At 59.5% G+C, this 6,727-nt stretch carries 5 protein-coding genes; 3 read left to right on the top strand and 2 right to left on the bottom strand.

Going from position 1 to position 6,727, the window contains the following annotated elements; genetic code table 11:
• Positions 1 to 425: 425 nt before the first annotated feature.
• Positions 426 to 2,540, top strand: coding sequence for an alpha-amylase family glycosyl hydrolase (locus tag QZ302_RS07870; RefSeq protein ID WP_294594266.1), 2,115 nt, complete (start codon positions 426 to 428; stop codon positions 2,538 to 2,540).
• Positions 2,537 to 3,964: a BACON domain-containing carbohydrate-binding protein gene (locus QZ302_RS07865; protein WP_294594265.1), complete on the top strand. Its 1,428-nt coding sequence runs from the start codon at positions 2,537 to 2,539 to the stop codon at positions 3,962 to 3,964. The genes QZ302_RS07870 and QZ302_RS07865 overlap by 4 nt, the downstream gene beginning before the upstream one ends.
• Positions 3,965 to 4,049: 85 nt before the next feature.
• Here QZ302_RS07865 and QZ302_RS07860 read toward each other — a convergent pair whose 3' ends face one another.
• Together QZ302_RS07860 and QZ302_RS07855 are read right to left on the bottom strand one after the other, a co-directional pair.
• Positions 4,050 to 5,426 carry an rRNA cytosine-C5-methylase gene (locus tag QZ302_RS07860; protein ID WP_294594264.1) on the bottom strand — a complete coding sequence of 459 codons (1,377 nt, stop codon included), beginning with the start codon at positions 5,424 to 5,426 and terminating at the stop codon, positions 4,050 to 4,052.
• Positions 5,427 to 5,442: 16 nt separating this feature from the next.
• Positions 5,443 to 6,081: a deoxynucleoside kinase gene (locus QZ302_RS07855; RefSeq protein ID WP_294594263.1), complete on the bottom strand. Its 639-nt coding sequence runs from the start codon at positions 6,079 to 6,081 to the stop codon at positions 5,443 to 5,445.
• A gap of 18 nt (positions 6,082 to 6,099) precedes the next feature.
• On the opposite strand from QZ302_RS07855, the gene QZ302_RS07850 reads away from it, so the two are divergent.
• Positions 6,100 to 6,327 (top strand): hypothetical protein, encoded by a 228-nt coding sequence (locus QZ302_RS07850; protein WP_294594262.1) that lies wholly within the window; start codon positions 6,100 to 6,102, stop codon positions 6,325 to 6,327.
• The last annotated feature ends 400 nt before the right edge of the window (positions 6,328 to 6,727 follow it).

Genomic DNA, 6,727 nt, shown 5'->3' with positions numbered 1-6,727 from the left:
GCGCGGGCCGAAGCCTCCGACCGCGGAGGCCCGCAACTCACGTTGCTGTGGGCCCCGCAGGCTTCGGCCGCCAACGTCAAACACAAGTAGGGTAAAAGCTGCCAAGAAGACGCCTTATGGGCACCGCCCCGGGCTACCGCGACTTCGGGCGGGCGAACTATGAAGGTGTCGCAAGAAATATCGGTCACCACGGGTACAGTTGGGCATCCTCTACCAGCAGAACCAACGGTGTATTTTTGGATTTTACCACGCAAACCCTTACCCCCAATTTCGCAAACGGCCGCGGCCACGGTCTTCAGTTGCGCTGCCTCTCGGAATAAACGCTGCCACCGCACAAATTTACCTCCTCAACCCGACGTTTTATCCCCGGAAAAAGTTATATTTGTCAAAGAGTTATCCGAACAAAACCCAAACCTTCTCCCACCATGTCACCCCACTCGCACACCTTGCCGCTCGTCGCACAGGACGACTGGCTCAGACCCGCAGCTCCGGAAATCGAAGCCCGATACGACCGATTCACCCGCCGCGCCGACGAAATTCGACACTGGAGCGGATCGCTCGCCGATTACGCCAACGCCCACCTCTACTTCGGCATCCACTACGACCCGGAACGACACGGATGGTGGTTTCGCGAATGGCTGCCCGGAGCGCGGGAAGTCTTTCTGTTCGGAGACTTCAACGACTGGGAACGGACGCAGCATCCGGCAGAACGGATGCCCGATTCGAACGGCGTGTGGGAACTCTTCCTGCCGGACGAGGCGACCGGCGGAAGGTTGAAGCATGGTAGCCTGGTGAAAATGTACGTCCATGGCGGAGACGGCTCGTGGATGGATCGGATTCCGGCATACATCCGGCGCGTGGTGCAGGACGAACAGTCGAAAGACTATTGCGGACAGGTGTGGGAGCCGCAGAGGCCTTTCGCTTGGGACGAAGACCGGTACGACCTCACCGCACGGACGGCAGAGGAGGGGGGACTATTGATCTACGAAGCGCACGTGGGGATGGCGCAGGAGCGGGAAGGGGTGGGAACCTACAAAGAGTTCACCGAACTCATCTTACCTCGAATCAAGAAACTGGGATACAACGCGATACAGCTGATGGCCATTGCCGAACACCCGTACTACGGAAGTTTCGGATACCACGTCAGCAACTTCTTTGCGCCGAGCTCGCGGTTCGGCACGCCGGAAGATTTGAAACAGCTGGTAAAACGGGCTCACGAACTGGGGCTGGGGGTGATTATGGACCTCGTCCACTCGCACTACGTCAAAAACCTCAACGAAGGGATCAACCGGCTGGACGGAACGGAGGGCCTCTACTCGCTGCCGGGCGAGGCGGGGGAACATCCGCAGTGGGACTCCATGCTCTTCGACTACGGGAAGTACGAAGTGCAACACTTTCTGCTCTCGAACGTCAAATACTGGCTCGACGAGTTCCATTTCGACGGCTTTCGGTTCGACGGCGTGACCTCGATGCTGTACCACCACCACGGGGTGAATGCGCCGGATTGGGGGCTGGAGGCCTATTTCGGCGGAGGAGCCAATCGGGATGCGATCCTCTACCTGACGCTGGCCAATGAGCTGATACACGAATTGCAGCCGGGAGCGGTGACGATCGCAGAGGATGTGAGCGGGATGCCGGGGGTGACTTTTCCGGTGCGGGACGGAGGGATGGGGTTCGACTACCGGTTGGGGATGGCGATTCCGGACTTCTGGATCGAATACCTGAAGGATGTGCCGGACGAGGAGTGGGACTTGCACCGGATGTGGAGCGTGCTCTGCAACCGCTTGCCGGGGGTGCGGACGGTGGCTTACTGCGAATCGCACGACCAGGCACTGGTAGGGGATAAGACGATTGCGTTCCGCTTGATGGACAAGGAGATGTATTTCGCCATGAACCGCGAGTCGCAGAACCTCATTATCGACCGGGGCATCGCGCTGCACAAGATGATCCGGCTCGTTACTTCGACGCTGGGAGGCGAGGCTTACCTGACCTTCATGGGGAACGAATTCGGACATCCGGAGTGGATCGACTTTCCGCGGGAGGGGAACGGGTGGAGCTATGCGCATGCGCGGCGGCAGTGGTCGCTGGCCGAGGCGGACTACCTGCGCTACATCGACCTCGCACGGTTCGAGGGGGCGATGGTGGCGCTGCTGCGGAAATACCGGATACTCAGCGCGGGATACGGCTATCAGCTGAAGGTGGACGAGGCGAATAAGACGTTGATTTACGAACAGGCGGGGCTGCTGTTTGTCTTCAACTGGCATCCGACGGCGAGCATTCCGGACTACGAGCTGCCGGCGCCGCAGGCGGGGAAATGGCGGGTGGTGCTGAGCAGCGACGAGGCGGTTTTCGGCGGTCAGGGACGGGTGCGCTCCGGTTCGGAAAGCGCGGAATACTTCACCGATTCACGGATGGACGGGGACGGGGTGACACGCCATTACATGCGGATCTACAACGTCAGCCGGACGGCACTGGTCTTCGCCCGGGAAGACGATAACGGATTTCAAACCAGTCTAAGTTCCAAATCTTTCTCTTTATGAATACAAGAATCACCGGCACGATCGGCATCGCCGCCGTACTCCTCCTTTTCGGGAGTTGTAAAAACAACAAAGAAACAGGTGAAAGCTACCTGACGATTACTCCGACCGAAACGCTCCCGATGGAGGCGAGCGAGGGAACGGGCACGCTGACCATTGAAACGAATCTGCCGACCTGGGACTTCGCCATTGAAGAAGGAAAAGCCTGGTGTACTGCAGCCAAAGGGGCAAATAACACCCTTACGGTCAAGGCGGACTATAACCGCAGCGAAACAGAACGGTCGGCTGTCATTACCGTAACCGGCACTCCGAACGGTCGGGAACCGATTACACGTACGGTGACGGTCGTACAGGCTGCAACGGTCAATCAGGGCGCGGTATTGCTCGAACGGACTCCGTACTACGAAAAATATCCGGACGAACTGATCTCCAAAGCTACCGGCGACAAAACGACCGTGACGAGCAGCGTGATTCCTCTCTATTTTTATGGATGGGGCATCAATAACGACCACCGGTTCACACTCGACTTCCCGGCTGCGGGCGGGCCGACCTATCGACGGGCCATCCTCTCGTACCGGATGGGCGGAATGAATGCCGGACCGCACGAATATGATTATACGACCATGCTTTTCGTCAAGGACAAACGCAACGGAGAGTGGTTCGAATTGGTACGCGCCATCACGCCGTACGGAGGAAGTTTTGATGCCGGATGGGAAAAATATTTCTATTTCGATGTCACCGACTATCTGCCGATGTTGACGGGAACAACCGAATTCCGAATCTACTTCGACGGCGACTGGGGCGGGCCCTCATCGACCGGGCGCCGGCACACGGCAACCCTTACATTCGACTTGTACGAAGGCGAGCCGGAACGGAATCCGGTATGGGCAGCCAAGGTGTACGACAGCCATGTGAACGACAATACGGGATACCGGCGTTGGGGTTACGGCTTCTCGGGCGATGACGATATCGAGAACGATGCCCATATGGGGCTGCGTAATTTTACCGTACCGGAGGGGGTAAAAACAATCGAAATGAAAGTCACCATCACGGGATACGGACATGATCAGGGAAGATTTCCGGATCGAACCGGTTACCAGGTACGCAATGCGGCCGAGTTCGACTCCAACACCTACACCGTAACGGTGAATGGGAAAAAGGCGGCTTACCCGGGTACGATTTTCGTGAAATGCGGCAAAAACTATGCACAGGCGGGGACTTGCTATTATGACCGGGCCAATTTCTGTCCGGGAAATCCGGCCATTACTCATTACTGGCAATTGCTGGAGGTACCGCAGGAGGGCGGCGGAGGGATGGCGCTGAACCTCGACCTCGAACGATTCATCTCCTCGTTCAGCGGGCCGAAAGCGAATGACGGAGTGGCATCGTATTTTGTCGAAGTGGATCTGTTCGGATTCGATCGGTAACGGAACTCCTCTGCGGAGACCTTCTGAAAAGTAACGAGCCCGGGTATCGTATGATACCCGGGCTCGATGCGTAACGCCGGGACGCTCAGTACCGAAGCACGCGCCAGGCGGCAGGATAGAGGTTGTTGTAGCGTCGTCCGATGCGCTTGGCCCAGCCGAGCGCAACGCCGCGGCATACGACCAGATTCAGCCCTTCGGCGAACCGTTCGACGGGCAATGCGGCCGTATCCGTCCCTTTGCGCAAGTACTCCCGGGCGGCTTCCTCGTCCAGCTCGGCCACAGCCGCCGCCTGCCGGTTCAGACCGGCATACAAGGCCAGCGCATGGGCCGGTTTCAAGCTCCCGCGAATCAGCTCGCCCAGCTCCACGCCGGAATAAAGCAGGCTGAACCGCGCAGCACGCAACGTTTCGACAATCCGGTACATCTCCGGCGAAAAGCCGTAGACCGTCCCCTCGCCGACCCGACCGAAAAGCCACTCATCGTCGCCGATCCACCGCCGCGCCTCGCTCAGTTCCGACTTGACCAGCGACGCCAACTCCGTATTCTTTTTCGTTTTCCCGAGAGTACGCCCTTTCGCATCGAAATCCCCCGTTTTCCGAATCGCAGCCGCGAAAAAGCCCTCGCTCCGCACCCGATGGGGATAAAAGTGCCACCCGGCACCCGTCGTCACGATCTCCTCCGGCACCCCGTCGAAATCGAGCACTTCGCCGCCCAACTTCTCCGCCACCCACCGGACATTCTCCTCATTTTCAGCCGCGTTGAAGGTACAGGTGCTGTAGATCAGCACCCCTCCCGGCCGCAACGCGGCCCACACGTCGCTCACGATCCGCCGCTGCCGCGCAGCGCACAGCTGCACGTTCTCGGGCGACCACGCCTCGCGTGAGGCGGGATCCTTGCGGAACATCCCTTCGCCGGAACAGGGGACGTCGGCGACGATCACGTCGAAATCTCCCGCCAACCGCGCGCCGAAATCCGCCGGGTCGTTCGAGGTGACGGCTACGTTCCCCGCCCCCCATTTCTGCACATTCTCGGCCAATATCCGGGCCCGCGACCGAATCGTCTCATTGGCCACGACAACTCCCTCCGAACCGACCACCGAAGCGATATGGGTGGCCTTCCCGCCCGGAGCGGCACACAAATCCAATACTTTAGGAGTCACGATTCCCGTCGTCCGGAGAATCCGCCGCAAGAGCCATCCGACGAACATCGACCCGGCCTCCTGCACATAATAAGCCCCGCCGTGGAACACCGGATCGGCCGTAAAAACAGGCCGGTCGGTCAGGTAACAAGCCTCGCCCGGCAAGGCCCACGCCACAGGCTCGCCCACACCCGAAGGATCCGCCGGAAAATCCGCCAGGCGTTTGAACGGATTGAATCGTATGCTGACAGGAGGGGTCTCTTCCAATGCCTCGGCGAGTCCCGGCACTTCCGCCTCGACCCGGGCCGCGAAGGCTGCGGGCAAGCGTATCTTAGATGCTTCAGCAGCTTCCATCGATCTGTTTGGCAATGCGTTCGAGAATCGCTTCGCGGGCCGAAGGGTCGGTGACGAAATCCTCGCGGTCGACGTCGACGATCAATTTCGGCCCGTCGTAAGTGACGATCCACTCTTCGTACAACCGGTTGAGCCCTTCGAGGTATGCGGCGTCGATCGAGGCTTCGTAGACGCGTCCGCGCCGCTGAATCTGGCTGACGAGCGTGGGCACGGAGGCACGCAGGTAAACGAGCAGCCGGGGCCGCAACAGGTTGGCCTCGGTAAAGCGATAGAGCTGCATGTAGGTGGTGTAGTCGCGCGACGAAAGGACGCCGACACGATGGAGGTTGGTGGCAAAGACTTGCGCGTCTTCGTAGATCGTGCGGTCTACGACCACGGACTGCACGCCTGTCCCTTCGGCCCGGCATTCGATTTCGCGGGAGGCGATGGCGTCGATCTGCCGCTGCCGTTTCCCGAGAAAATAGACTTGCAGGTTGAAAGCCCACCGTTTCATATCGTTGTAAAAATCGCCGATATACGGATTTTCGGTCTCTTCGTATTGGGCTTCCCAGCCGAGCCGGGCGCTCAACAGCTCGGTCAGGTAGGTCTTCCCGCTCCCGATATTTCCGGCAATTGCTATATACATCTCTTTTTTTTATTCTGAATGGTTATCTTTTTCCGGTCGTCGGTCTCCGGGGAGCTTCCGCCCGCCCCGGGCTTCCGCAGTCATGCGGATGGCGCGTTGTGGGGCGTCGGCAACGCCGGGTTCTGCTGGTCATCTACGGTCAACGGAATTAACGGCATGTGTTTGGATTTCTACGCAATGTGGCTCTATCCTCGCTATGCGGACTGCCGTGCTTACGGTTTTCTGTTGCGTTGCCTCTCGGAATAAACGGTGCCGCTCGGCACTCGAAAGCTGGCTGGAACTACCCCAACAACCGGCAGCCGCTACCCTACTTTTTTAACCTTGGTGGGTCGGACGCCCGGGAGGAACGGCAACTCTCGGCGCGCAAGCGGCGTGTTGCGGGCCTCCCGTGGGGAGGCGTCCGGCCCGCGCGACCCTAAAGGGTCGCAAAAGCAGTGCCTTGTTTGACGCCCCATTCTGTTGGTTTTGGACTGTGCGCTCCGGGGGTGGGCCGAACGGCCCAGCACACAAGCTCGGCGGTTCTACGAACCGCAAAAGCCAAGCCCATTCGTCCCCGGGCGCGCCCCCCGGCGCCCGCCTTCGGCGTTCGCTGCGCGCCGAGGACGGCGATTCCTCAAGGAATCGCGCTATTCGCTCTCAGTTTTAG

The sequence above is a fragment of the uncultured Rikenella sp. genome, assembly GCF_910579375.1.
Lineage (GTDB): Bacteria > Bacteroidota > Bacteroidia > Bacteroidales > Rikenellaceae > Rikenella.
The sequence above is the reverse complement of the archived record's forward strand: the minus strand, read 5'-3'. Positions and strand labels throughout refer to the sequence as shown.